The sequence below is a fragment of the Megamonas funiformis genome, assembly GCF_010669225.1.
Taxonomy (GTDB): Bacteria; Bacillota; Negativicutes; order Selenomonadales; family Selenomonadaceae; genus Megamonas; species Megamonas funiformis.
The window spans coordinates 1865169-1892165 of the sequence record NZ_CP048627.1 but is presented as its reverse complement, the minus strand read 5'-3'; the positions used below and the strand labels follow the sequence as shown (position 1 = coordinate 1892165).

The following is a 26997-nucleotide window of genomic DNA, read 5'->3' as shown; positions in this document are numbered from 1 at the left end:
AGGTATTATTTGGAGTGTATAATTGATATGATAAAGTTAAAAAATATTGTAAAGACTTACGATACCCCAAATGGTTCAGTTCATGCGTTAAAAGATATTAATTTAGAAATTAAGCGTGGAGAAATTTATGGGATTATCGGTCTAAGTGGTGCTGGTAAATCTACATTAGTTCGTTGCATAAATATGCTAGAAAGACCGACTTCTGGTAACGTCATCGTCAATGGTAAAGATTTGACAACAATGACAGAATCTCAGCTTCGTGAAGCGAGAAAAGATATCGGCATGATTTTCCAACATTTTAATTTATTGTCTACTTCTACAGTATACGATAATATTGCTTTTCCTTTAAAATTAGCAGGAAAATCTAAAGAAGAAATCAAGGCTAAAGTAGAACCATTATTAAAATTGGTTGGTCTTGAAAATAAAGCTCATCAATATCCATCTCAATTATCAGGTGGTCAAAAGCAGCGTGTAGGTATAGCTAGAGCTTTAGCTAATGATACAAAAGTATTATTATGTGATGAAGCGACATCAGCTCTTGACCCTCAGACAACAAAAGCTATTTTAGAATTAATTAGAGATATAAATAAGAAATTACAATTAACAGTAGTAGTAATTACTCATGAAATGCAAGTTATCAAAGACCTTTGCGATAAAGTTGCTGTATTAGACCATGGTGTAATTGCAGAAAATGGTACAGTATTAGAAATATTTACTAATCCTAAAGAACCTATTACTAAGGAATTTATGAGCGTACTTAGTAGCAATGAACTTCCAGCTGCTTATCGCAATGGCAAAGTGCATAAAGAATATATAAAAGATGCAACTATGTTACTTCGTTTGACTTTTATTGGCGAGTCTGCAGACAATCCAGTAATTGCAGGTCTTATTCGTAAATTCCCTGAATTGGATATAAGTATTTTATTTGGAGATTTATCTCAAATTCAAATGGTACAATTTGGTAGAATGATAATCGGCTTAGATGGAAAAGAAGATCAGATTAAAGATGCGATAAAATCTCTAATGGAACAAGATTTAAAAGTGGAGGTGATAGGATATGTTCAGCGACGCACTCATGCTACTGCCTAAGGCATTAGGTGAAACTGTATATATGGTAGCTGTATCTATGATTGTTGCTTCTGCTATTGGTATTCCTCTTGGTGTATTATTATTGGCTACTGGTAAAAATCAAGTTTTAGAATTAGGTATAGCTAATAAAACATTATCAGCTATTGTAAACTGTGTACGTTCTATTCCATTTATTATTTTAATGGTGGCAATTATTCCTTTTACAAGATTGATAGTAGGCTCTTCTATAGGTACTACAGCGGCTATTGTACCGCTTATTATAGCTTCTATACCTCTTATTGCTCGCCTAGTGGAAACTTCACTTCGTGAGGTGCCTTATGGCTTGATAGAGGCTGCTTTATCTATGGGAGCTACTCCTTATCAGATTATTAGACGTGTATTACTTCCAGAAGCTATGCCAAGTATTGTGGCACAGTTGACAACAGTTATTATTGTGTTGATTGGTGAATCTGCTATGGCTGGTGCTGTAGGTGGCGGTGGCTTAGGTGATTTGGCTATTCGCTATGGTTATCAGCGTTTTAATCCAGAAGTAATGTTGGCTACAGTTATTGTACTTATAGTATTAGTTCAAGTAATTCAATTTTTAGGTAATATGTTAGCTAAAAAATTGAATAAAAAATAATTTTATTTATGTATTAAGGAGGAATTTTGATGAAAAAATTGCTAGCAGTAATTGCTACTGCACTTTTTGCAGTAGTGGCTTTAGCTGGTTGTGGTTCTAGTACAGATACTGCATCTAGTGAAAAAACTGTGCTAAAAGTAGGAGCAACAGCTGTTCCTCATGCAGAAATCTTAGAACAGATTAAACCAGAGTTAGCAAAAGAAGGTGTTGACTTACAGATTATTGAATTCAATGATTATGTACAACCAAACTTAGCTTTAAATGATGGTGAATTAGATGCAAACTTTTTCCAACATCAGCCTTATTTAGATGAATTCGCAGCAGAACATAGTGTAAAGCTTGTAAGTGCTGGCGGTGTTCATATCGAACCTATGGGAATTTATTCTAAAAAAGTAAAAGCTCTTGATGAATTAAAAGATGGCGCTTTAGTAGCTATTCCTAATGACCCTACAAATGGTGGTCGTGCTTTAATTTTAATGGCAAAAGCTGGTATTATTACTTTAAAAGATAATAACGATATCAAAGCAACTGTACAAGATGTTGTAGCTAATCCCAAAAATATTCAATTCCAAGAAGTTGAAGCAGCTCAGCTTCCACGTGTTTTAGATGATGTAGATGCTGCGGTAATTAATACAAACTATGCAATGCAAGCAGGCTTTGTACCAGCTAGCGATGCTTTGATTATCGAAGATAGTACATCTCCATATGTAAATATTGTAGCTGTTAGAGAAGGAGATCAGGAAAAACCTGCTATCCAAAAATTAATGAAAGCTTTAAAATCTGAAGCAGTTAAAAAATTCATTGAAGAAAAATATAAAGGTGCAGTAGTTCCTGCTTTTGAATAAGTTTAAAAGAATGAAGATATCTACAATAGATAATAAATTATTGTGGATATCTTCTTTTTTTAGCAGGAATAAAAATTATAAATATCTAAATAATAAATATGATATTTTTCTTTTAAATGTCAATGGAGGGATTTATATATGAAGAGCAAGAAAAATAAAAAGAATGCTGTAAATAAAGATGTAAAAAAAGCTGTAAAAGTATCAGTAGTGAAAAAAGAAGATATGTTTGAAGCTAGATTACATAAACATTATGATGAATTAAAATGGCTTTATTGTGAATTGTATCAGCAACAACCAAATCCTTTAAATTATTTTGATGATTTAATTAAAAACTTAAAAGACTTTTATGAGCAAAGGGAAGCTTATTTAAAGGAATTAGATATTGCACGTGAAAAAAATACTAATTGGTATAAAGGCAATGACTTCATCGGCATGATGATGTATGTAAATAATTTCTCTGGCACTTTAAAAGGCTTTGAAAAAAGAATACCTTATTTACAAGAAAGCAATGTAAATTATATCCATTTAATGCCTTTGTTGACATCTCCAAAAGATGAAGGTGATGGCGGTTATGCTGTAGCAGATTTCCGCAATGTTCAAGAAGAATTAGGAACTATGGAAGATTTGCGTAAATTAGCTAAAAAATGTCATCGCAATAAAATAAGTATTTGCTTAGACTTTGTAATGAACCATACTTCTAATCAACATGAATGGGCAAAAAAAGCAAGAGCTGGTGAACAAGAATATCAAGATAGATATTTCTTCTTTGATAATTATGATATGCCAAGATTATTTGAAGAAAAATGCCCACAGGTATTCCCTACAACAGCACCAGGCAATTTCACTTATTTAGAAGATATTCATAAATTTGTAATGACTACTTTCTATCCATATCAATGGGATTTAGATTATCGCAATCCTATAGTTTTCAATGAAATGGTATACAATATGTTATATTTAGCAAATCAAGGTGTAGATATCATTCGCTTAGATGCTGTGCCATATATTTGGAAACAATTAGGTACAAATTGCCGTAATTTACCGCAGGTTCATACTTTAGTACGTATGATGCGTATGATTACAGAAATTGTTTGCCCATCTGTATTGTTATTGGGTGAAGTAGTAATGGCACCTGAAAAAGTAGTTCCATACTTTGGTACAATTGAAAAACCAGAATGTCATATGCTCTATAATGTAACTACTATGGCAACAACATGGCATACAGTAGCTACTAGAGATGTAAGCTTATTAAAACATCAACTTGATATTTTAGCTTCTTTACCAAAACAATATATTTTCCAGAATTATTTACGTTGTCATGATGATATCGGTTGGGGCTTAGATTATGGTTTCTTGAGATATCAGGGAATAGAAGAAGTTGCGCATAAAAAATATTTAAATGACTTCTTCACTGGAAAATATCCAAATTCTTTCAGCTGTGGCGAATTATATAATGATGATGAATCATTAGGTGATGCTCGTCTTTGTGGTACTACAGCTTCTTTATGTGGTATAGAATACTATGATAAACAAAAAGATAAAGATGGTATTCAGTCAGCTATTGATTTAGACTTAATGTTGCATGGCTTCTTATTGAGCTTATCTGGCATACCTGTTATTTATAGCGGTGATGAAATAGCTCAATATAATGATTGGGAATATAAAAACGATAAATATAAACAAGCTGATTCTCGTTATATTCATCGTGGAGCATTTAATTGGCGTAAAGCTGGTCGTCGTAAAATAGATAATGCTATTCAGGCGAAAGTATATCAAGGTATTAGCAAAATGGAAAAAATACGTTTACAATATGATGTATTCTCCACTGATGCCAATATCTATACTTTAAATACATGGAATAAATCCACAGTTGCTTTAGTTCGTGAAACAGAAAATGAAAAATTCATTGGTATTTATAATTTCAGTGAGTATGAAGAAATGGCATGGATTGACGAACAAGATGGCTTATATAAAGAATTATTGACAAAACAGAAAGATTTCAAAGCATCAGGATTAAAATTACTAGGACATGGTATTTTATGGCTCTGGAGAAGTAAAAAAGCATAATATAAAACCATCATAAATAAAAAAGGCGTTAACTCTAAATTTTAGGTTAACGCCTTTTTATTATTTTTTATTTATCTGTGTAACTAAGATGCGGTCAATGCGGGCTTTATCCATACTGATGATTTCAAAACGGAATTTATGCCAGATGATTTTTTCACCGACTTTAGGAATGTAACCAAAATAGGAAGTAATAAAGCCACCCATAGTTTGGAAATGTCCACTGTCTTCATTTGGCAATACTTCGATATCGAATTTTTCTTTGAAATCGTCAATATCAAAAAGTCCATCAATATACCAAGAATGTTCATCTCGTTGAATGATTTGAGGAGAATTAGCAACAGGTTTACCAGTTATATCACCTAAGACTTCATTGATGATGTCAAAGATAGTGATAAAACCTACAACACCGCCGTATTCGTCAAGTACTACAGCTTCATTTATTTCACTTTCACGGAATTTTTCAAGAACACGAAAGCTTTCCATTGCACGAGGCACAAACATTGGCTTATGCATGAGTTTTTCTAAATCAAGAGGTTTATTAGCTAATAATTCATTTAAAATATCTTTAGCATAAACAATCCCTACAAATTCATCAAGATTATCTTTACCTACAAGAAAAACATTTTGATTATGTTCTTGAATAAATTTTAAATTTACCTCTAAGCTATCTTCAAGGTCAATCCACATCATTTGTGTACGTGGTGTCATTAGAGAATAAGCTGTTTGGTCACTCATATGGAAAATACGGTCAACAATATCTTGTTCAGCTTTTTCAAAAGTACCATCTTCTGTACCTTTTTCGATTAAGTCTTTTACTTCATCTTCAGTAACACTATCATTGTTTTGAGGATTGATGCCAAAAATCAATAATAAAGTATTAGCTATAGAAGTAAATAGACTAATGAATGGAGATAAAAGTTTTTTCCATATTTTTAATGGTGTAAGTAGAGTTAGTAAATAATACTCAGGTTTTGTAAGGGCTATATTGCGAGGTAGGGTTGTACTTAAAATAGAACATAATAATATGATGATAAAAGTACTGATGATTAGAGAAATAGGCTCTATATAATTATCGCAATCAGGAAAAATCGCTTGTAAAGCATGAATGAAAAATGGTGCAAGTGAAATGCCAGTCAATAAACCTATTAAAATATTGCAAGAAACATTACCTATTTGCACAGCAATTAAATAAGTAGTAGGTTTATCAATTACTTTTAAGGCTTCAGAAGCTTTCTTTTTACCTTCATCAAGCATTTTTTCTAATTGATTTTTATGAGAATCAGCAATAGCCACTTCAGTGAGAATAAATAAAGCATTTATTAAAATTAATATAAAAATTAATCCAATAAATAAATCCGTCTCGGGAATATCCAAATATCAACACTTCCTTATTTAAAAATATACTATATTATACCACTTATAACTGATAAATGCTATTTTACCAATAATTTTTACAAATATTATAAAAAACTTACAAAAATTTTTCAAAAAAAGTGTTGACAATCTAATATAAGTTAATATATAATAATTAACGTTGCTTATACATTTACTAAAGCAACAAGACAATGCGGGAGTAGCTCAGTGGTAGAGCATCACCTTGCCAAGGTGAGGGTCGCGAGTTCGAGCCTCGTTTCCCGCTCCATATCATGCGGAAGTAGCTCAGTGGTAGAGCATCACCTTGCCAAGGTGAGGGTCGCGAGTTCGAGCCTCGTTTTCCGCTCCATTTAATAAATATCCCAGTAGCAATACTGGGTTTTTTTGTTATAATGATAAATAAAATAAGATACAGCTTATTATTTTTGTTAAAATAAATTGTTAATTATTAATTTAAGTAGGTGATAAAATGAAACCATTTATGCAAGAATTTATTGTAGGATTTATTTTGGTCATGGTATTGGTAATATTCACCATAGGTGGATTGAGTAATATGCATGATGCTCAAGAATTAGTGGCAGGACTTATATTATTAGCTACTTTGATTGTATTTACCTTAGGCAAAAGCCCAGTATTTAGGGTAGATAGAGCAGGTATGTCTATTATTGGTGCGTCGTTAATGACAGCTTTTGGTATTTTGTCCCTTGAAGAAGCCGTCCAAGCAATTGATGCTAAAACTATTGTGGTATTATTTTCATTGATGGTAGTTGTGAGCAATTTAAAATTAGCAGGATTTTTTACATATATAGGCAAAGTAGTATTCACTCATATTCATACAGGAAAAACTTTATTATTAGCAGTAATTTTTATGTCAGGAATTTTATCTTCTATTGTAATTAATGATATAGTTTGTTTATTATTTACACCTGTAGTTATCATGATATGTTTGAAAGTAAAGGTAAATCCTATTCCTTATTTGCTCGCGGTTGCAATGGCTTCAAATATTGGTAGTGCTTGTACATTTATTGGTAATCCCCAAAATGTATTAATAGGTAGTTTATCTCAAGTTCCTGCTGGAGAATATTTCTTATCAGCAGCTCCAATATCTTTTTTAGGCTTAATCATGCTTTATTTAGCAATATCATTTAAATATAAAAATGATTTGTCAGTGAGCTTTGAATATAAGAGTGATAACAATAGCATCATTCATAAATATTTATTGAGTAAAACAATAATTGTATTAGCACTTGTCATTGTTTTTTATTTAGTTGGTTTCGATTTATCATTGACAGCAAGTTTTGGGGCAGCATTTTTATTGATTAATGCTCGTATAAAACCAGAACGTGTTTATGAAGATATAGATTTTAACTTATTAATTATGTTCATTGGCTTGTTTATCATCATTGCTGGCGTAGAAAAAAGTGGTTTACTTGATTTAATAAATAGTTTTTTACCACCAGAATATATGAAAGAAATACCACTGTTTTCAGTGATGGCAATAGTGCTTTCTAATATAGTAAGTAATGTACCAGCAGTATTACTTTTAAGATATTACATTCCTGTAGATGAACAAATCTTATGGCAGGCTTTAGCTTTATTATCCACAATTGCAGGTAATTTGACAGTTTTTGGCTCTATTGCGAATTTGATTGTTATTGAAATTGCCAAAAAGCAGGGGATAAAAGTAACTTCTAATCAATATTTAAAGATAGGTTTTCCATTAACGATATTATTATCCATTATAAGCATTATTTGGTTTGAATTTATAAATTAAAAGTATGAAAAGTGTTGACTTTTTGTTTTTTATCATTTATAATAGTTCATGTTGTTAAGACAAGTGCGGAAGTAGCTCAGTGGTAGAGCATCACCTTGCCAAGGTGAGGGTCGCGAGTTCGAGCCTCGTTTTCCGCTCCATAAGAAATTGGTCCCCAGTCAATAAGACTGGGGTATTTTTGTACTTAGACTTGTTTTTATGAAAGTATTGTGATATCATTCATTTAGTATAGTAGGTGTACTGTGACTATTAAGGTGAATGACAGTAACATATACAATAAGAATTTTGGTTTACTAGTTAAACAGGAGGTTTTTTTTTACAATGAACGTTACTACAGAAAAGATTGAAAATCATAAGGTAGTACTTACAATTGAAGTACCAGCTGAAGAACTTGATAAAGGTATTAAAGCTGCTTGCAAATCCCTTGCAAATCGTGTAAACATTCCTGGTTTCAGAAAAGGTAAAGCTCCTCGCCGTATTCTTGAAATGAACATCGGTAAAGAAGCTATCTTAGATGAAGCTTTTGATCGTGTTGCACAGAAAGCTTTTGATGAAGCTTTAAAACAAGAAAACTTAGATCCAGTAGACCGTCCACAGGTTGACATCGTAACTTTAGAAGAAGGTAAAGACGTAGTATTCAAAGCTACTATTACTCCTGTTCCAGAAGTTACTCTTGGCGAATACAAAGGATTAAAAGTTGCTAAAGACGCTGTTGAAGTAAAAGACGAACAAGTTGAAGAACAAGTAAAAAATATCTTAAATCACCATGCAAAAATGGTTGACGCTGAAGAAGGTGCAACTGTTGCAAACGATGATTTCATCACTTTAGATTTCAAAGGTGAAGTTGACGGTGTAGCATTTGCTGGCGGCGAAGGTAAAGATTACCCACTTCAAATCGGTTCTCATTCTTTCATCGATACTTTTGAAGATCAACTCGTTGGTCTTAAAGTTGGCGAAGAAAAAGACGTTAACGTAACATTCCCAGAAGAATATCATGCTAAAGATTTAGCTGGTAAAGCTGCTGTATTCCATTGCAAAATTAACAGCATTAAACATAAAGAAATGCCTGAACTCACTGATGAATTCGTAAAAGCATCTACTTCTTATGAATCCATCGAAGACATGAAAGCAAAACTTCGTGAAAACATTGAAAAAAATGCACAGCGTGAAGCAGATACTAAACGCCGTAACGAAATCTTAAAACAGGCTACTGACAATATCACTGTAGATATTCCAGAAGTTATGGTTGAAAACCGTGTAAGCAACATGATTCAGGAACTTTCCGTAAATCTTGAAAACCAAGGTATGAACCTTGATGCTTACTTAAAATATGCTAACATGGATATGGCAAAACTTCGTGAACAGTACAAAGAAAGTGCTGCAATCGCAGTAAAAACTGACCTCATGTTAGATGCTGTTGCAAAAGCTGAAGATATCAAAGTTGAAAACGCTGATATCAACGCTGAAATCGCTTTACTTGCTGCAACTTATGGTACAACTCCACAAGAAGTAAGCAAAATCATTAAAAAGAACCACAGCATTGGTAACTTAGTAGCTACTGTACTTCACAAAAAAGCTGCTAACTTCATCATTGACAGTGCTGTAGAAGCTTAATTAAAAAATTAAATGTAATATTTTTGACCGGGGTGAATGATATGAACTATGTACCTATGGTAGTTGAACAGTCAGGACGTGGAGAACGTGCCTATGATATTTATTCTCGTCTTTTAAAAGACCGTATAATTTTTTTAGGTGGTCCTATTGATGATAATGTAGCTAACGTGGTAATAGCCCAACTTCTATTCTTAGAATCTGAAGACCCGGATAAAGATATTCACCTTTATATTAATAGTCCCGGCGGTGTTGTTACTGCCGGGCTAGCTATTTATGATACTATGCAATATATTAAGCCAGATGTATCAACTATATGTATTGGACAAGCTGCTAGCATGGGCTCTGTGCTTTTAGCTGCTGGTGCAAAAGGCAAAAGATATGCACTTCCATATTCTCGCATTATGATACATCAACCACTTGGCGGAGCTCAGGGACAATCAACAGATATTCAAATTCAGGCTCGTGAAATTTTGCGTATTCGTGAAACTTTAAATGAAATCTTAAGTCGTCATACTGGTCAGTCTGTAAAAAAACTTACAGAAGATACAGAACGTGACAATTTTATGTCAGCGTTAGAAGCTAAGAAATATGGTTTAATAGATGAAGTTATTATTCGTCCACAAGAAGAAAAAAAGTGATAAATAGTCAATCATGATTAGCTGTAGATAAGAGGTGAATGTTGTTGAATTTCGGTGAGGGTAATAAAGGCAAAATGAAATGTTCATTCTGTGGAAAAACTCAGGAACAAGTACGAAAACTCGTGGCTGGACCAGGAGTCTATATCTGCGATGAATGTGTTAAGCTTTGCGATGAGATTGTAGAAGAAGAAGTTAATGATAATGAGCCTGTTGAACTTAGAGAGTTGCCAAAACCTAGAGAAATATATGATGTATTAAATCAATATGTAATAGGACAAGATGAGGCAAAAAAATCTCTTTCTGTAGCTGTATATAACCATTATAAACGTATAAACAGAGTTACAAAGCAGGATGATGTTGAATTACAAAAATCTAATATTTTGATGTTAGGACCAACTGGTAGTGGAAAGACTTTACTTGCACAGACCTTGGCTAAAATATTGAATGTTCCTTTTGCTATAGCCGATGCAACATCACTTACAGAAGCAGGCTATGTTGGTGAAGACGTAGAAAATATTCTACTAAAACTAATTCAAGCTGCTGATAATGATATTGAACAAGCTCAAAAAGGTATCATCTATATAGATGAAATTGATAAAATTGCTCGTAAATCCGAGAACCCTTCAATAACAAGAGATGTTTCTGGTGAGGGAGTGCAACAGGCACTTTTAAAAATCCTAGAAGGTACAATTGCTAGCGTTCCACCACAAGGTGGAAGAAAGCATCCTCATCAAGAAGGTATGTTACAAATCGATACTACAAATATATTATTTATTTGTGGTGGTGCTTTTGATGGTATTGAAAAAATAATAGATGCACGTTTAGGCAAAAAAAGTCTTGGTTTTGGTGCAGATATAAAAAGTAAACGCAAACAAACTACAGGTGAAATTTTGAAAAATGTTTTACCTGAAGATTTATTAAAATGTGGTTTAATTCCAGAATTTATAGGGCGTGTTCCTGTAGTAGTTACTTTAGAATCTTTGACAGAAGATGCACTAGTGGATATTTTGGTAAAACCAAAGAATGCTTTAGTAAAACAATATGGCAAACTTTTGGAAATGGACGGTGTAAAACTTCATTTCGATGAAGAAGCTTTACATTTGATAGCCAAAGAAGCTTTGGAGCGTAAGACAGGTGCTAGGGGACTTCGCTCAATTATTGAACGTATTATGCGTGATGTAATGTTTGAGATACCTTCCAAAATGGGTGCTGTTTCTTGTGAAATAACTAAAGAGATTATTGAAAAGAAAAAAACTCCTGTAATCACTTATGCTGATAAAAAAGCTGTAAAAAAATAACTTATTTTTAGCAAAGTAACAGGATATTAATATGCCATTAATAAAGAGTTGTTGCCAGGCTAAATAAAACCGCAGCAACTCTTTTTTATAATAAATATTTTATACTCATAGGAGGATTTCTTTCGTGGGGAAAAAAAGTACATTGAGCTTTTTACCATTAAGAGGAATGGTGTTATTTCCAAATAATGGAGCACATATTGATATAGGTCGTGATAAATCTGTTGCGGCTCTAGAAGAATGTTTGGCACATGGCAGACAGATTATGCTTAGTGTTCAAAAAGATGTCGAAGTAGAAGACCCAAAACGTGAAGATGTATATGAGATTGGTACAGTATGTCAAGTACAGCATGTAACTAAACTCAATAATGGGATTATGCGTGCGCAAATAGAAGGATTGTATCGCGCTCGTATTTTAGATTTTCGCGATGATGGTCTATTCATTGAAGTAGATGTCGAAGAAATTGAAGAAGATAAAACAGATACTAAAGAAATTCAGGCACTTATAAGAGCATGTATTTCTAAATTTGAAGATTGGGTAAAACTAAGTCATAAAATACCACCTGAAGTCATGATTGCAGTTAATGTAGCTATGGACGATGGCGGAATTTTATGCAATGTAGTTACTAATCATTTAAATTGCAAATATCAAGATAAACAAGAAATTTTGGGTATTGTTGATTTAAAAAGCAGATTAGAAGCTCTATATAAATTGTTATTACAAGAAGTAGAAATTATGGAGCTTGAAAATAAAATAGTTTTTGATGTGAACAAGCAAATGAATAAAATTCAAAAAGAATATTATTTGCGTGAACAGATAAAAGCTATCAATAAAGAATTGGGCGAAGATGATGAAATAGCAGAAGCTATTGAAGAATATCGCCAAAAAATGAAAGAACATACTTATCCAGAGTATGTAACAGAAGCATTGGAAAAAGAATTAAAACGTTTAGAACGTACAAATCCAGCTTCTCCAGAAATGGGAGTAATTCAAAATTATATTGAATGGGTACTTGATTTACCATGGGATATAGAAAATCAAGAAACTATAGATGTAAAAGAAGCACAAAAAACTTTAGATAAACATCATTATGGACTTACAAAAGTAAAAGAACGTATTATTGAATATTTATCTATAAAAGCTTTATCACCAGATATAAAAGCGCCTATCGTATGTTTAGTAGGCCCTCCTGGTGTTGGTAAAACTTCTATTGCAACATCTATAGCACAAGCTTTGAAACGTAAATTTGTCAGAGCATCTTTAGGTGGTGTACGTGATGAAGCTGAAATCAGAGGTCATCGTCGTACTTATGTAGGTGCTATGCCTGGTCGTATCATTGAAGGTATAAAGAATGCAGGTAGCAAAGACCCATTATTCTTATTAGATGAAGTGGATAAAATGGCGTCAGATTATCGTGGCGACCCTGTGTCTGCTCTTTTAGAAGTATTAGACCCAGAACAAAACAGCACATTCTCTGACCACTATATCGGGCTTGCATTTGATTTATCTAAAGTAATGTGGATAATCACAGCAAATGATTTAGGTAATATTCCTCGTCCGCTTCGCGACCGTATGGAAATCATCATGCTTCCAAGCTATACTGAAGTAGAAAAAATGCATATAGCAAAAGAACATTTACTTGATAAAGTAAAAAAAGCAAATGGTCTTAAAAAATCTCAAGTGAATATGTCTGATGAAGTAATCAGCAAAATCATCGAAGATTATACTCGTGAAGCTGGTGTACGTGAATTAGAACGTCAATTATCTAAAGCTTGTCGCAAAGCTGCTTATAAAATAGTTACAGAAAAGAAAAAATCTGTACGCATCACTAAGAAGAATATAACTGATTTTTTAGGTAAAGCAAAATACACAGAAACTAAAGCTGAAAAAGAAAACCAAGTAGGTCTTTGCACTGGTCTTGCATGGACTGAAGTCGGCGGTGTTATCTTGCCAGTTGAAGTAGCTGTTTTAAAAGGAAAAGGAAATTTATTACTCACAGGTCAACTCGGTGATGTAATGAAAGAGTCTGGTAGAGCAGCACTCACATGTATTCGCGCTCGTTCTGAGAAATTAAAAATAGATGAAAAGTTCTATGAAGAAAATGACATTCATGTACATTTTCCAGAAGGTGCAGTACCAAAAGATGGCCCATCTGCTGGTATCACTATGACTACAGCTATAGTATCAGCACTTACAGGTAAGAAAGTAAGAGCTGATGTGGCTATGACAGGAGAAATCACTCTTCGTGGCAAAGTATTACCTATTGGTGGATTGAAGGAAAAATCTTTGGCGGCTTATCGTGAAGGTATCTATACTGTAATCATGCCAAAAGCTAATGAAAGAGATTTAGACGAAATTGCACCAGAAGTAAAAGCTAAGATGAAATTTATTCCTGTAGAAACTATAGATGAAGTTTTAAAAGTAGCGTTGGTGGATTAAATGACACAGACAGATATACAAGAAAATAATGCAAATAAAATAAAAGCTCAAGATAAAATAAATATTATCCGAGCTAAATATATTGCGTCAGCTGTAAAAAAAGCGCAATATCCAGAAGAACGTTTAAAAGAAATAGCTTTTATTGGTCGTTCTAATGTGGGTAAATCTTCTTTGATTAATTCTTTGACACGTGTGCATAATTTAGCACGTGTCAGCGGTCAGCCAGGGAAAACGCAGACAATTAATTTTTATGAATTAACTGCTAGATTTAATGAAACTGGTAAGGATAAATTATTTCATTTAGTCGATTTACCAGGATATGGCTATGCAAAAACAGCTCAAACTAATCGCAAGCAATGGGCAAAATTTATCGAAGAATACTTTTTACATTCAGAGCATCTTCAATTTGTTTGCCAACTTATAGATATTCGTCATGAGCCTATGAAATCAGATAAAGAAATGTTTGATTGGCTCATAAAAAATAATATTCCTGTGCTTATTATCGCGACTAAAGCTGATAAAATAAGCCGTGGAGCAGTGAATAAACAAATAGCTCAAATTCGCAAATCCTTAGGTGTGAAAGAAATAGATATTTTACCTTATTCTTCACCGAAAAAACAGGGAAGAGCAGAGCTTTTAAATGTAATTTATGAAATGTTAGTTGATTAATAATTAAGTGCCTTTAACATATGTTAGAGGCACTTTTTGTTTAATTTAGATTTTAAAAATGAATGATATTCATATTTACTTGACTGTATAATCTATAGTTTGTTACAATAAAAACCAGATATTTTGATAAACGAGGATTATTATTATGCTTACAAATTTTGATAAATCATTATTAAATATTATTCAAAGAAACTTGCCAATCAGTGAGCGTCCATTTTTGGAATTGGCTAAGATTTTAGAGACAACTGAAGACCATGTAATAGAGCGTTTACGTTATTTAAAAGAACATGGTTATATTCGCCGTATAGGGCCATTTTTTGATTCGGGAAAATTAGAGTATAAAGGAACTCTTGTGGCTTTAAAAGTAAAAGAAGGCTATATGCAACAAGTGGCTGAATTTATAAATCGCTATCCAGGGGCTACGCATAATTATGAGCGTGAAGGCGAGTATAATTTATGGTTTACATTGCTTACACATAGCGAGGAAAAGAGAAAACAGATATTAGATGAAATCAAAGCTCAAGAAGGCGTAGAAAAATTGATGAATTTAGTATCTAATAAAAAATATAAGATAAATGTACAATTTAAATTAAAATGATTTATTTTTAGTATATTTATGCTTATAGATAGAATAACAAAGTTACAAATATATTTAATGACTTAGAAAAATTTTTTACTGTATTTGAATTTATAAAAATTTTTTTGTATAAAGTAAAAATATATAGAAAAAACGCTGTAATACTTGATTTTGTTGAAGAAAGGCAGACTAATGGATTTATTAGATAAACAAATTATTAGAATTATGCAAGATGAATTTCCACTTGTAAAAGAACCTTATAAAGAATTTGCAAAAAAACTTAATATATCTGAGCAGGAATTATTAAATCGTTTGCGAATTTATAAAGAAGAGGGTAAAATTCGTAAAATGGGTGCTGTACTTCGTCATGTAGAAGCAGGATTTTGTGCAAATGCTCTTTGTGCATGGGTAGTGCCAGTGGATAAATTAGATGAGATAGCACAAAAATTAGCTCAATGTCCATCTATTTCTCATTGTTATGATAGAAATACTACCCCAGATTGGCCATATAATATTTATACAATGATACATGCTCATACACGTCAAGAGTGTGAAGTCATTGCAGAAAAATTGGCCAAAGAAAATAATCTTCAGCAATATACTATGCTTTATTCTGTGAAGGAATGGAAAAAAACAAGTATGCGATACTTTGATGAAGCTGAAGATGAATAATTTTTGGAAGGTGATTTAATGGTTTCAGAAAAAATGTATGAATTAGGTACAAAGAAATCTACTATTCGTACTATTTTTGAATATGGTCGCAAACGTGCGTTAGAAGTAGGAGAAGAAAATATCTATGATTTTAGCATAGGTAATCCAAATGTTCCTGCTCCTGATTTTGTAAAACAGGCTATCATTGATATTTTAAATGAAATGGATCCATGTGCTGTACATGGTTATACTGTAGCTCCGGGTAATCCAGAAGTTAGAGAAGTTTTAGCTAAAGATATTAATCGCCGTTTTGGTACTAATTTCGCTGGTAAAAATTTATTTATTACTGGCGGTGCTGCTGGTGCGATTACAATTACTTTTAAAGCGTTAAGTGAAGCAGGCGATGAATTCATCACATTTGCTCCATATTTTCCTGAATATAAATGCTTTGTAGAATCCACAGGAGCTAGTTTAAAAGTAGTTCCTGCCAAAATAGATGATTTTCAAATTCAATTTGATAAGTTTGAAGAAATGATAACTGCAAAAACAAAAGCAATTATTGTAAATTCACCTAATAATCCTAGCGGTGTTGTATATAGTGAAGAAACTATCAAAAAATTGGCAGAAGTTTTGAATGCAAAATCAAAAGAATATAATCACCCAATTTTCTTAATTTCTGATGAACCTTATCGTGAAATTGCTTATGGTGTAGATGTACCATATTTGCCAAAATACTATGATAATACTATTGTTTGCTATTCTTATAGTAAATCTTTCTCACTTCCTGGTGAACGTATCGGTTATATCGTAGTACCAGATGAAGTAGCTGACTTTGGCAAAGTTTATGGCGCTATTGCTGGAGCTGCTAGAGTATTGACTCACGTAAATGCTCCATCTTTATTCCAATTAGTAATTGCTCGTTGTGCAGGTAAAGAGTCCGATATGTCCACTTATGAAAAAAATGGTAAATTACTCTACAATGGACTTATCGAAGCTGGTTTTAAATGCGTAAAACCACAGGGAGCATTTTATCTTTTCCCTCAATCTTTAGAACCAGATGATTATGCTTTCTGTAAACGCGCTCAAAAATATGATTTATTATTAGTTCCAGGTAGTGACTTTGGTTGCCCAGGACATTTCAGAGCTTCTTATTGCATAAAGACAGAAACAATTGAAAAATCTTTGTCTTTATTTAAAAAGTTAGCCGAAGAATATAAAAAATAAAAATAAATAAAAGGTATTGTTGATAGAGTTTTAAATATCAGCAGTACCTTTTTTATTAATTAATTTAAGTTTGTGAAATAAAAAGTAGGAGTATAAAAATAGTATTTTATGGATAGAGAGATTTTAAAATATTATATAGAAGAATATAAAGAAGATTTTGATAGAATAAATCAAGATGAGATTTATAAATGGTATATAGTAGCAAAATTTCAAAAAAATTGGGATATTGAAGCTGTAGACTTTTATAATATGTTAAATAAAGCTTTAGTAGATTATGTTCAAACGCCTTTTGCTAAAGTAGCTAATAATTTAATTTGTAGTAATAATTTTTATCCAAAGAGTGTATTGTTAGAGTTTGTAAAAAAGGATAAAGATACAGTAAAATCAATGTTTGAATATTTATATGATGAAAATATTTCTTTAAATAAAAGAATGAATCATTTTAAAACGAAAGCAGATAATTTATTTTTAAGAGATGAACATAATAAAAATAAATCGCATTATCAGACATTCAATATAATAAGTTTATATTTGTTTCTTAGATATCCTGATAAATATTATATATATAGGTATTCTATATTTAAATTGTGTGCCGAAAAATTAAAATATAGCAAAAAAGTAAAAAAAGGTGATATTAAAGAAGCTATAAACTTATATGATGAAATAAAGTCTGTAATAAAAGAAGATGAAGAATTAATTAATTTATCAAAAAATAGATTAAATAAAGATTGTTATCAAGATGAAAATTTAAATTTACTAACTATGGATATAGCTTATTTTATAGAAAATTTTAATGAGGAAAAGAAGCAGGAAATGATTAAGGTTGATAAATGTTGGTATGTTGGAGCTAATATGGAAGGGGTGGATTATTTTGATGAATTTGTGAAAAATGGATATTGGGAGAATGGATATGAAAATAAATATTTAGATAAAGTAAAGAGTATGCAGGTAGGCGATAAAATTGTTATAAAATCTGCATATACACAAAAAAGAGATTTACCATTTGATGTAAATAATAAATCTGTAGCTGTAATGAAATTAAAAGCAAAAGGAACGATAATAGAGAATAAACAAGATGGAAGGCGAGTATCAGTAAAATGGGATAAACCATGGGAAAAACCTAAAAAATGGTTTTTTTTACAATATAGAGGTACAATAAATAAAGTTGAACGCAAAGATGATGATTGGGTCTATGGTGCTTTATTGGATTTTACTTTTAATGATATAGAACAAGATTATGATAAATTTTTAACATATCCTTATTGGGCAAATAGATATGATATAGATATTGAAAATGAGGAAGATTATGAAGAAAATAATGAAGTAAAAATATATACTAAAGAAAATTTTTTACAAGAAGTATTTATTGAAGAAGATTTTTATAATAATTTATTGAATGTATTAAAACGAAAGAAAAACATTATTTTAGCTGGTGCACCAGGTGTTGGTAAAACTTTTATGGCTAAAAGATTAGTATATTCATTATTAGGAAAAAAAGACGATAAATATATACGTATGGTACAATTTCATCAAAGTTATGCTTATGAAGATTTTGTAATGGGTTATCGACCAAGTGAAAATGGTTTTGTATTGAAAACAGGTATTTTTTATAATTTTTGTCAAATAGCTCAAAGTGATAGAGAAAATGATTATTTCTTTATTATTGATGAAATTAATCGCGGTAATATCAGTAAGATTTTCGGTGAATTATTGATGCTTATTGAAGCAAATTATCGAGATGAAGAAATAATTTTATCGTATAATGGAAAAAATTTTGCTGTACCGAATAATTTATATATTATAGGCATGATGAATACTGCAGATAAAAGTCTAGCCGTTGTTGATTATGCTTTGCGTAGAAGATTTAGCTTTTTTAAGATTAAGCCAGCATTTGAAGATGGTAGCTTTAAAGAATATCAAAAGAAATTAGAAAATGATTATTTTAATAAATTAGTAAATCTATTGATAAAATTGAATCATGAAATTAGTGATGATATATCTTTAGGTGAAGATTTTTGTATAGGGCACAGTTATTTATGTAATTTGAATAAAGATATTTGTACAAGAGATTTATTAAAAGAGATAGCATATTATGAAATTTTACCTATATTGAGAGAATATTATTTTGATGATTTAGATAAAGTAAGTTATTGGCAAGATGAATTTGAAGGTATTTTTGATAATGAAACAAAATAACATTTTGATTAAAAACATATATTATATGCTTGCTTATGTCTATTGTGATTTGAATAAAAAACAATATGCTTGTTTAGCCGTAGAGAATTTTGAGGATATAGAAGATTTGTTGACAAGCATTTTAATAAAAGGCGTTAATTATCAATTAAAAAAGGGATTATATACTGATTATCAAGAAAAAGAAGATTTATTGCTTGTAGTACGAGGAAAAATTGTATTACAGAAAACATTAAATCTATTAAATACAGGGAAAAAACAAATTTATTGTCAATTTGATGAACTTAGTTATGATAATATTTTTAATAGAATTATAAAAGCAACAATGATACTTTTATTAAAAGATACGAAAATCAAAGAAGAATATAAGATTATCATAAAAAAATATTTACGGTATTTTTCTAAGGTAGAATATATAGATTTAGTAAATATAAAATGGAAACAATTAAAAAATTATTATCATAGAAATAATATGTCTTATGAGTTATTGATGAATATTTGTTATTTGATATATGATAGACATATATTAAGCGATAAACAAGGCGATAATTATTTATGGAATTTTATTGATGATATAAATATGGCTAATTTATATGAAAAATTTGTGCTTAATTATTATAAAAAGCATTATCCAGAATTGAAGGCAAAATCAGCGGTTATTAGATGGAACGTAAATAGTATGAATAGTGATGATGAAGCATTAGCTTTTTTGCCTAGGATGAGAACAGATATTACGTTGACATATGCAAATAAAATATTGATTATTGACACTAAATTTTATCAATATAGTTTAGTAAAACATAGTAGATATCAAAATAGCCATTTAAAACATCATTCAGATAATTTGTATCAAATTTTTACGTATGTAAAAAATAAAGATAAGATAAATACAGGTAATGTAAAAGGATTATTATTGTATGCTCAAACTGTCAAAGATGGGGAAATAAGACACAAATATATGATGGCTGGAAATGAATTTTATGTACAAACTTTAAATTTAAATCAAGATTTTGCAAGGATAAAAGCACAGTTAGATGATATTGTTAATTTAATTAAAGATAAAAAAGCTCTATAGAATAAAAATCTATAGAGCTTTTTATAATATTATTTTTCTTTGTGTTTATTTTTTTCGGCTAAATCAGCTTCACATTTTTCAAGAGCTGTAGAGAATTTACGCCAGAGGTGTTTTCTACCTAATGTACGGAATAATCCAGCACGATACATATGACGGCGAACTTGTGGATTAGCTTCGCAAAGATATACTTCAATGCCACGTTTTTGAAGATGTTTAACGATTTCATTGAGCATTTTAAGACCACTTAAATCTACGAATGGCACGCTTTCAAAGCGTAAAATTAAAGATTTTGGATCTTTATCGATATGGGCAAGGGAACGTTCAAAGGCACTTACAGCACCGAAAAAGAGTGGCCCTTCGATAGTATAAACGAGCATTTCAGGGTGATGTTCTAATTCTTTTTGGAACTGTGGTTCAATTTCTGTATGGTGGATAGCGTGAACATCAACAGAAAATACCATTTTACGCATGAACTGTAAAATAGCAAGTACGACACCAACGTTTACAGCAACTACTAAATCAGTGAAGATAGTCAAAAAGAATGTGATGAGCAAAATAAGGGAGTCTGCACGAGGGGCAACACGGATAAGGCGAATAAAATTCGGTACATCACTCATATTGTAGGATACGACGAATAAAATCGCAGCCATAGAGGCAAGTGGAATATTAGCAGCAAGTGGAGCTAAGAAGAATAATACTAATACTAAAAATACGCAGTGAACTAAGCCTGCAAGTGGATTTGTACCACCTTGACGAATATTTGTAGCAGTACGAGCGATAGCACCAGTAGCAGCGATACCACCAAAGAGAGGACAAACGATATTAGCAAGACCTTGACCGAATAATTCTTGGTTAGAATTGTGTTGATGACCTGTCATACCATCAGCAACAACGGCAGATAATAATGATTCAATAGCACCGAGCATGGCAATAGTAAAAGCTGGGCCAATCAAAGCAAATACATCAGAAATAGATATTTCAGGAAGTGTAAGACTTGGTAAGCCTTGAGGAATACCACCAAAAGCAGTGCCGATAGTAGCAACCCCAGGGAATTGATAATAAGATTGGATACAAGTAGCGACAACCATTGCCCAAAGTGGTGCTGGGAGTTTTTTAGCAAGTGGAATTTTTGGCATGATTAGGATAATAGCAAGGCTGATTAAACTAATCATGAGTGTAGGCATATGACTTTGTGGTAAAGATAAAATCATCAAATAAAGTTTTTCATGGAACATTTCAGCGTGAGCAATTGGCGGGAAACCAAAGAAGGATTGCCATTGACCAACCCAAATAGTAACACCGATACCAGCAGTGAAGCCAACGATAACAGGAGCAGGAATAAAGCGAATGACATCACCGAGTTTGGCGATAGACATTAAAACTAAAATAATACCAGCCATGATAGTGGCGATTTGTAGGCCTGCTAGACCATATTGTATCAAAATGCCACTGAGTAAAACGATAAATGCACCTGTAGGGCCTGCAATCTGTACACGAGAGCCACCAAAGATAGAAACGAAAAATGCGGAAATAATAGCAGTATAAATACCTTGTGCAGGAGATACGCCACTAGCGATAGCAAATGCCATAGCAAGAGGCATAGCCACGATACCGACTACGATACCTGCGGAGATATTTTTTCCTAAATGTTCAGATTTGAATAAACCAGCGTTATAAGCTTCTTTTAATGCAATCAACAGTAATTCTCCTTTAGTTAAATATTAAATTGTTAAGTGAAAAACGATTAAAAAATATGTAATAGCTATAATTTTTCTTAGATGATAAAATACCTCCTTTATAAATAAAATATAAGTGATAAATTTTTTATAAACTTCATAAATATGATAAAGCTAATAAAAAATACAAAGAATAGTTTATCACTAGATTTTAAGACTAGCAATAAAATTTAGGTGAAAAATAAAAAAGAAATTAGCAAAATACTAATTCCTAGCAAAATTTTAATAAAATATGATATGAAAATGTAGTTTTAAGCTTCAAGATATCGTTGATACATATTATAAGTTTTTTCATCAAAACAAGAGAAAATAATATCAAGTTTATAATCTTTATGCATATCTAGCCATGTTTTGACTGTAGAGATAGCAATTTTTGTCGCTTCTTCTAGTGGATAATGATATACACCAGTGGAGATAGCAGGAAAAGCGATACTGTGAATATCGTGTTTCAAAGCTAAATCTAAAGAATTTTTATAGCAATTGGCAAGTAGCGAAGCTTGATTTTTTTGAGTAGAACAAATTGGCCCTACTGTATGAATTACATATTTTGCTTTTAAATTATAGCCCTTAGTGATTTTAGCTTCGCCAGTTTCACAGCCACCGAGAGTGCGACATTCTGCTAAAAGCTCACGACCTGCACGGCGATGAATAGCACCGTCGACTCCACCACCGCCGAGAAGCGTTTTATTCGCAGCATTGACGATTGCATCACAATCAAGAATAGTAATATCACCTAAATCAATAGAAATCATATTAACACCTTCTATAAAAATTAATTAGTTAAATCATCTAATAGGAATTTTAGAAATAGTTATCTTTGTTTTTTTCAAGCCATTAGCCTTGAGAAAATGGCTTAATTCTTGTTTATTTTGTCTACACATAGCACCGAGAGTGATTTCAGGAATTAGTTCACTATCCCAAATATCAGCTAAACATAATTTATGATAACTGCGGATTTCGTTTTTAAATAAAGAAAAATGCGTCTGTTCAATGGAAGACATTCGCAATAGTGAATGGAATTTGTCATGCAAAGGTTTGAGCGTAGCAGGTAAGATAATATTACGGCTCATGCTCAAAAAATCTTTTTTCATAGATAGAGTTTTAGGATAAAAAAGCAGACGAAATTCATGTTCATCAGCAAAATAATTATTTTTAGCAAAGTTCATGACTTTATTATAGGCAATGACTAAAACGATAAAGCCATATTGTTCGATATATTTTTGAAAAGGGTCATTATAATTGCGGATTTGTTCTTCAAATAAATCGTAAAAACAAGCACAGATATGGGATAATTTATCTAAGATTTCAGCATCACTATAGAGAATTTTTTCTAGTTCTGTTATGGAAAAATGGGAATAATCTTTGAAATTTACATTGAGTTTATCCATGTTGATACCGATACAAACACCACTATAACTAGAAGCATATCTTTCCCAATGTGAGAGATTATCTTTTTTATCGGTTAAACTTAGCGAATAACCATCACTTTTTTTGAGATAATTTTTTAAGTCAGGCATATGGGTTTCAAAACTTTTTTTCAATAATGATAGATATTGCTTGAAATTATCATCAGTAGAATTATTTATAATTTCGTCCATATCTTTGAGCATATGATTTACAGTATAATATCTCTCTGATTTATCATTAGAAGATTTTAGATTGGTCAGCCAAAGCTCACGACTCATGATGATATTATAAAGTGAATTGATTGATGTATAATGATAAAAAATATTTTGTCCGTCCATAATTATTACCTCGTAGAAGTCTTATTAATTATAATTATGAAAGGGAAAAAGAGAAAATGCAATAATAATAATATAGTTGTTCATTTCTTTAATGATAAAGAAACGAACCAAAGAAATCACCCGCTCACGCACTTTTTACTTTGCTGATAGCTACCGTAAAAAGATGCTAAAATGTGGGAAAAAGTTTGGTATTATTAAAGATTTTCAATAACTAGCGTTACCATTAAAATTTTAAAATGCGAAAAAACGATAAATAAAATAATAACCAAATATTCCTCACGTTAGCAAATTTTGCGGTAGCCGTAGGCTATTGGCAAGGATAAAACCATGACTATGAATTTAGCTCTACTGTTTGAGCGAAGCGAGTTTAGAGCGTTATAGTCATGGTTTTATAATTGACAAAGAAAAATTGGTATCGGGAGGTAGAGTTCTTTTGTTACTTTTCTTGCTCATGAAAGAAAAGTAAGCGGACTATACGAACATTTGTTGTAATAGTCCTTTTTTTATTTGTTTCCAGTGTTCTAGTTGTGCTTTTTGGTTTTCGAGTTTGCGGTCAAATGCTGAAAGGAAATCGGCTATTTTTGTTTGTTCTTCTAAACAAGGTAAATTAACATATAGTTTGGATAAATTATCTTGATTTATATTAGTATTAGCACTAGAAGAACTTTTTTTCAATAAAGCTTTTCTAAAACTAAATTCTAGAAAACAATATTTTTTATAGTGAAGATAAATATTTTCATTTATATTAAATCTACACCTGATAATAAATCCAGAATAAACGGTATCAATCAGATTTTCCATGATTACACAAGGTAAACCTACGCCTTCACGTTTTACAGAAGAACGAACAAAAAGAACATCACCTTTTAACAAATTATTTTCTGAAAGTTCTTTTTCTGTTACATCAACTAATGAATAATTATCATTAAAAATATAAGACTTATTAAAAATGTCTTGTAAATTAATGAATTTTTTTCCGTGTCCAAACGCTTCATTACTTTTAGAAATACCATTTTTTAAAGTAGCAATATCGCCTAATTTTTTCTTTTCCCAATTAGGATAATTATTGCCGTTTTTATCTTTAAAGCGTAGTTTTTGGCTAAAGATTTGTTGTAGCAATCCTTTTTTCTGATTTTCTAGGCTAATGATAGTATTTTCTAGGTTTGTTATTTTTTTATCTACTGTAGTAAGGAAATTAGCAATTTTATTTTGTTCTTCTAATTTAGGAAAAGGTATTTTAAAAGATTTTATATCTTGAATACTAACGTTAGCTTGATTACCAGTGCCACCAACTGAAAATCTAAAAAATTTGTTTAAAAATGTATTATTTAATAATATATATTTCAAAAAATTAGCAGAGTAATTTGAATTGGTTATTTTAAAAACAGCTAATCTTTGATTTAAAAGTAAATTAGTTTCATTTTTTATTTGATAAGAATATCCAAAATCTTTTTTTCCAAACGTTCCAGTTAAAGTTAATATAATATCATTTTTTTCTAATAAATATGGTAATTCTTTTTGAGAAATAGTATTTAAATATCTAGGATTTTTTTCTAAATTTAAAGTATTGTTATTTACATTTCCCATTTTTATAACTTGATATTTAGCTTTATAATTTAACAAGTTTTCACTTTTAAAAGCATATCCACCATATATATTAGTAAATAAATTTAATGGAACTTTTTGCCATTTATCAGTGAATTCTTTAAATCTTAATTTTGGTACATTCATTATTTTAACCCCAATTCATGGAAGTATTTATCTAATTCTTCATCAATATTTTGGCTTTCGTTTTGGAGTTTGGTCAATGTGGCAAATTCTGCTTGTAGGTCTACTGGTTCTTCTTCTTCAAATGTATCTACATAACGAGGAATATTGAGGTTATAGTCGTTTTCTTCGATTTCTTCGATAGTGGCAACATGAGCATATTTTTCTACATCTTGGCGGTTTTTATATGTTTCGATGATTTTATGGATATGTTCATCTGTGATGAGGTTTTGATTTTTGCCTTTGTCGAATTCTTTGGAAGCATCAATAAATAATATATCTTTGTTTGGACGATTTTTCTTGAAGACTAAGATACAAGTCGGAATACTTGTGCCATAGAATAAGTTTGCAGGTAAGCCGATGACTGTATCAAGATAGTTGTAATCACGGATAATTACTTTGCGGATTTGTTCTTCAGCAGAGCCACGGAATAATACACCATGTGGCAATACTACAGCCATAGTGCCGTCTTCATCTAAGGAGTTTAACATATGGCAGACGAAGGCAAAATCTGCTTTGCTAGAAGGTGCAAGTTTGCCGTAAGGGCTGAAGCGTTCGTCTTCTAAGAATTTTTTATCAGCAGACCATTTGGCAGAATATGGCGGATTGGCTACGACTGCACTGAATTTTTTATCCATGAAAGCAGGTTCTTCAAGTGTATCGCCATTTGCTATTTCAAAATGTTGATATTGAATATTGTGTAAAAGCATATTCATGCGAGCAAGGTTATAGGTAGTTGCAGTTTTTTCTTGTCCGTAGTAATAAGTAACTTTAGTTTCTTTGCCGACACGAAGAAGAAGCGAACCACTACCGCAACATGGATCGTATACGGAGAATGATTTATCTTTATTTAAAGTTACAAGGCGAGCTAAGATTTTGGATACTTGTTGTGGTGTATAGAATTCGCCAGCTTTTTTGCCTGCTGTCTGGGCGAACATGCCTATTAAATATTCGTATGCATCACCGAGTACATCAATTTCAGCATTATCAAAATCTAAATCAAGATTGTCTATACTAGCTAATACTTTGCCGATTACTTGGCTACGTTCTTTGACATCTTTGCCAAGTTTGGTGGATTTTAAATCCATATCATCAAATAAACCTTCAAAATCATGCTGGCTTTGTGTACCGAGTGATGATTCAGAAATGGCAGAAATAGCTTTGTCGAGTTCTTCAATATCGAAGCTATTTGTTTCTTTTAAGACTTTAGTGAAGTGAGAAAATAAATATTGTGGTGCGATAAAGTAACCAAGAGATTCAACAATATCAGAACTAAAATCGTTTCTTACATCTTCATCATTATCAGCATAGAAATCTTCAAAAGAGATATTATCATCTTTTAATAATAAATGAGCATTTTTTTCTACTTTTTCAGATAGATAGCGATAAAAGATCAATCCTAAAATATAAGATTTGAATTCGTAAGCTTCCATACTACCACGCAAATTATTTGCCATGTCCCAAAGTGTAGAATGAAGTTGTGCTTGTTGTACTTTTTGAATATCAGAAGTTGACATAAAAATCCTCCTAAAAATAAAATGATGTTCATTTCTTTTATAGTAAAGAAACGAACTAAAGAAAATTATTATAGATAAAATTTTA

21 protein-coding genes and 3 tRNA genes are annotated in these 26997 nt (G+C 31.4%); 18 read left to right on the top strand and 6 right to left on the bottom strand.

Annotated features, from left to right (window positions below):
* Positions 1–27: 27 nt before the first annotated feature.
* The 4 genes from GXM21_RS09550 to GXM21_RS09535 all read left to right on the top strand — a co-directional run bounded on the left by GXM21_RS09550 (position 28) and on the right by GXM21_RS09535 (position 4623).
* Positions 28–1089, top strand: coding sequence for a methionine ABC transporter ATP-binding protein (locus GXM21_RS09550; protein ID WP_008537164.1), 1062 nt, complete (start codon positions 28–30; stop codon positions 1087–1089).
* Complete coding sequence (locus GXM21_RS09545; protein WP_008537165.1) at positions 1058–1711, top strand: methionine ABC transporter permease; 654 nt, start codon at positions 1058–1060, stop codon at positions 1709–1711. Before GXM21_RS09550 ends, GXM21_RS09545 begins: the two co-directional genes overlap by 32 nt.
* A 29-nt stretch (positions 1712–1740) precedes the next feature.
* Complete coding sequence (locus GXM21_RS09540) at positions 1741–2556, top strand: MetQ/NlpA family ABC transporter substrate-binding protein (RefSeq protein WP_008537166.1); 816 nt, start codon at positions 1741–1743, stop codon at positions 2554–2556.
* A gap of 138 nt (positions 2557–2694) precedes the next feature.
* Positions 2695–4623: an alpha-amylase family protein gene (locus GXM21_RS09535; protein WP_008537167.1), complete on the top strand. Its 1929-nt coding sequence runs from the start codon at positions 2695–2697 to the stop codon at positions 4621–4623.
* A 60-nt stretch (positions 4624–4683) separates the two neighbouring features.
* On the opposite strand, the gene GXM21_RS09530 is transcribed toward GXM21_RS09535, so the two are convergent.
* The gene (locus tag GXM21_RS09530; protein ID WP_117464044.1) at positions 4684–5997 is read right to left on the bottom strand and encodes a hemolysin family protein; all 1314 of its coding nucleotides are present in this window, start codon (positions 5995–5997) and stop codon (positions 4684–4686) included.
* Between the two features lie 193 nt (positions 5998–6190).
* Between GXM21_RS09530 and GXM21_RS09525 the strand changes: the two genes are divergently transcribed.
* The 14 genes from GXM21_RS09525 to GXM21_RS09460 all read left to right on the top strand — a co-directional run bounded on the left by GXM21_RS09525 (position 6191) and on the right by GXM21_RS09460 (position 20147).
* Positions 6191–6265: transfer RNA gene (locus tag GXM21_RS09525), tRNA-Gly, on the top strand.
* A 6-nt stretch (positions 6266–6271) separates the two neighbouring features.
* Positions 6272–6346: transfer RNA gene (locus GXM21_RS09520), tRNA-Gly, on the top strand.
* A 120-nt stretch (positions 6347–6466) separates the two neighbouring features.
* On the top strand, positions 6467–7771 hold the full coding sequence (locus GXM21_RS09515) for an ArsB/NhaD family transporter (RefSeq protein WP_008537169.1): 1305 nt from the start codon (positions 6467–6469) through the stop codon (positions 7769–7771).
* A gap of 65 nt (positions 7772–7836) precedes the next feature.
* Positions 7837–7911, top strand: a tRNA-Gly gene (locus GXM21_RS09510).
* Positions 7912–8092: 181 nt separating this feature from the next.
* Positions 8093–9385 (top strand): trigger factor, encoded by a 1293-nt coding sequence (gene tig / locus GXM21_RS09505; protein ID WP_008537171.1) that lies wholly within the window; start codon positions 8093–8095, stop codon positions 9383–9385.
* Positions 9386–9426: 41 nt separating this feature from the next.
* Positions 9427–10023, top strand: a complete 597-nt coding sequence (gene clpP / locus GXM21_RS09500; protein WP_008537172.1) for an ATP-dependent Clp endopeptidase proteolytic subunit ClpP — start codon at positions 9427–9429, stop codon at positions 10021–10023.
* Between the two features lie 44 nt (positions 10024–10067).
* Positions 10068–11321: an ATP-dependent Clp protease ATP-binding subunit ClpX gene (gene clpX, locus GXM21_RS09495; protein WP_008537173.1), complete on the top strand. Its 1254-nt coding sequence runs from the start codon at positions 10068–10070 to the stop codon at positions 11319–11321.
* 124 nt (positions 11322–11445) lie between these two features.
* Positions 11446–13758 carry an endopeptidase La gene (gene lon / locus GXM21_RS09490; protein ID WP_008537174.1) on the top strand — a complete coding sequence of 771 codons (2313 nt, stop codon included), beginning with the start codon at positions 11446–11448 and terminating at the stop codon, positions 13756–13758.
* Positions 13759–14427 (top strand): ribosome biogenesis GTP-binding protein YihA/YsxC, encoded by a 669-nt coding sequence (yihA, locus tag GXM21_RS09485; RefSeq protein ID WP_008537175.1) that lies wholly within the window; start codon positions 13759–13761, stop codon positions 14425–14427. It begins immediately after the preceding gene.
* A 145-nt stretch (positions 14428–14572) separates the two neighbouring features.
* Positions 14573–15025, top strand: a complete 453-nt coding sequence (gene ahbA / locus GXM21_RS09480; RefSeq protein WP_008537176.1) for a siroheme decarboxylase subunit alpha — start codon at positions 14573–14575, stop codon at positions 15023–15025.
* Positions 15026–15196: 171 nt separating this feature from the next.
* Entirely contained in the window at positions 15197–15676 is a 480-nt protein-coding gene (gene ahbB / locus GXM21_RS09475; RefSeq protein ID WP_008537177.1) for a siroheme decarboxylase subunit beta, read from the top strand.
* Positions 15677–15694: 18 nt separating this feature from the next.
* Entirely contained in the window at positions 15695–16879 is a 1185-nt protein-coding gene (locus GXM21_RS09470; protein WP_008537178.1) for a pyridoxal phosphate-dependent aminotransferase, read from the top strand.
* 108 nt (positions 16880–16987) lie between these two features.
* Positions 16988–19075 carry an AAA family ATPase gene (locus GXM21_RS09465; protein WP_211373391.1) on the top strand — a complete coding sequence of 696 codons (2088 nt, stop codon included), beginning with the start codon at positions 16988–16990 and terminating at the stop codon, positions 19073–19075.
* The gene (locus GXM21_RS09460; RefSeq protein ID WP_008537181.1) at positions 19062–20147 is read left to right on the top strand and encodes a 5-methylcytosine restriction system specificity protein McrC; all 1086 of its coding nucleotides are present in this window, start codon (positions 19062–19064) and stop codon (positions 20145–20147) included. The genes GXM21_RS09465 and GXM21_RS09460 overlap by 14 nt, the downstream gene beginning before the upstream one ends.
* 29 nt (positions 20148–20176) lie before the next feature.
* Here the strand turns inward: GXM21_RS09460 and GXM21_RS09455 are convergent, their stop codons facing one another.
* The 5 genes from GXM21_RS09455 to GXM21_RS09435 form a co-directional block, all read right to left on the bottom strand.
* On the bottom strand, positions 20177–21844 hold the full coding sequence (locus GXM21_RS09455; protein ID WP_008537182.1) for a SulP family inorganic anion transporter: 1668 nt from the start codon (positions 21842–21844) through the stop codon (positions 20177–20179).
* Between the two features lie 290 nt (positions 21845–22134).
* Positions 22135–22635 (bottom strand): O-acetyl-ADP-ribose deacetylase, encoded by a 501-nt coding sequence (locus tag GXM21_RS09450; RefSeq protein ID WP_008537183.1) that lies wholly within the window; start codon positions 22633–22635, stop codon positions 22135–22137.
* Between the two features lie 33 nt (positions 22636–22668).
* A complete protein-coding gene (locus GXM21_RS09445; RefSeq protein WP_008537184.1) occupies positions 22669–23628 on the bottom strand; it encodes a DUF2971 domain-containing protein in 960 nt (319 codons plus the stop codon).
* Positions 23629–24099: 471 nt separating this feature from the next.
* Positions 24100–25359: a restriction endonuclease subunit S gene (locus tag GXM21_RS09440; protein ID WP_008537185.1), complete on the bottom strand. Its 1260-nt coding sequence runs from the start codon at positions 25357–25359 to the stop codon at positions 24100–24102.
* Positions 25359–26912 (bottom strand): type I restriction-modification system subunit M, encoded by a 1554-nt coding sequence (locus tag GXM21_RS09435; RefSeq protein WP_008537186.1) that lies wholly within the window; start codon positions 26910–26912, stop codon positions 25359–25361. Before GXM21_RS09435 ends, GXM21_RS09440 begins: the two co-directional genes overlap by 1 nt.
* Positions 26913–26997: the final 85 nt, after the last annotated feature.